Source organism: Allorhizocola rhizosphaerae, assembly GCF_003426775.1.
Classification (GTDB): domain Bacteria; phylum Actinomycetota; class Actinomycetes; order Mycobacteriales; family Micromonosporaceae; genus Allorhizocola; species Allorhizocola rhizosphaerae.
Window position 1 is genome coordinate 1 of the sequence record NZ_QJUG01000483.1, and the last position, 1218, is coordinate 1218.

A 1218-nucleotide genomic window follows, 5' to 3' on the forward strand; every position below is an offset into this window, starting at 1 on the left:
CGGACAGGGTGACGGCGTCGATTTGGGCGACGCTGGTTTTTTGGTGGTTGGTGCAGATCCATTTCAGGCCGGTGGGGTCGCGTACGGCGATACCGGCGTAGTAGCGGGTGCCCAACACCGACCCGCCGCCGGACGCGAGGTCCAACTCGGTGCCGTCGGGTAGGTACAGAGTGGTCTTGCCGGGAGCGCGGGAGATTAGCCGCTTGCCGTCTGCATCGTACACATAGGTCGTGGTTGCACTGGCTTCGGTGACCGTGGCCAGATGGTTCTCTTTGTCCCAGGTCAACGTCTGCGCGGTGCCGGTGGGGGTGGTGGCGGTGAGGGTGTTGCCGGCGGTGTCGTAGGTGTAGCTGCGGGTGGGTGTGCTGGCGAGGGGGCCGGTGGCGGTGACGGTTTTGAGTTGGTGGGGTTTGACGCCGGCTGTGGTGCCGACGGTGTAGGTCCAGGTGGTGTCGGTGCCGCTAGGGTTTTTGTCGGTTTGGGTGAGGCGGTTGCCGATCGGGTCGAAGGTCCATTGCCGCCAGTAGGGGTCGGTGCCGGCGCGTTGTGGGGTGGTGCAGCCGGTGCCCAGGGTGGTTTGGGTCCAGGCTTCGGTCAGGCGGCGTAGGTGGTCGTAGCGGAAGCATTCGGTCTGGTCGGCGACGCTGTCGGTTTTGCCGGCGGTGGAGGTGATGTTGCCGGCCGCGTCGTAGCCGTAGTCGTAGACGTACTTTTCGCTGTAGGTGCCGGGCGTGGTTGGTGATTCCAGCCAGGTGCGCAGGGAGGTCAGTCGGCGGGTGCTGCCGGAGTAGTGGTGGTCGATCATGACGCGTTTGCCTGCCGCGCCGAGTCGTAGTTTGCTGATCAGGCCGTCGTAGGTGTATTCGTTGTCGGCCAGATAGGTTTGCGTACCGCCGGTCCAGGCACCGGACAAGGTTTGCGCGTAGCCGTTGTTGTCGTAGGTGTGGGTCAACGTTTCGGCCGGGAGTCCGCCGACGGCGGGAAGCACGGTGGTGGCCGGGAGGCCGTTGGGTTTATACGTGTGATCCCACGCGTAAGTTCCTGCCAGGGCGCCGTTGGCTGTGCTGTTGGGGACGACGGTTTCGGTGTGCAGCGGCCGGTAGCCGTCATCGAAGGCGGTGACCCGGGTGGTGTAGGCGTCGGTACCGACGTAGCGGGTCGACGACGTGAGTTGGCCTTTCATCACGGTGTCGTAGGTCCACTCGGCCATCACCGGGC

Annotated in this window: 1 pseudogene; it reads right to left on the reverse strand. The window is 64.9% G+C overall.

Annotated elements, in window-relative coordinates:
* Positions 1-1218: pseudogene (locus DM816_RS45445) on the reverse strand (RHS repeat-associated core domain-containing protein); the annotation flags it as partial.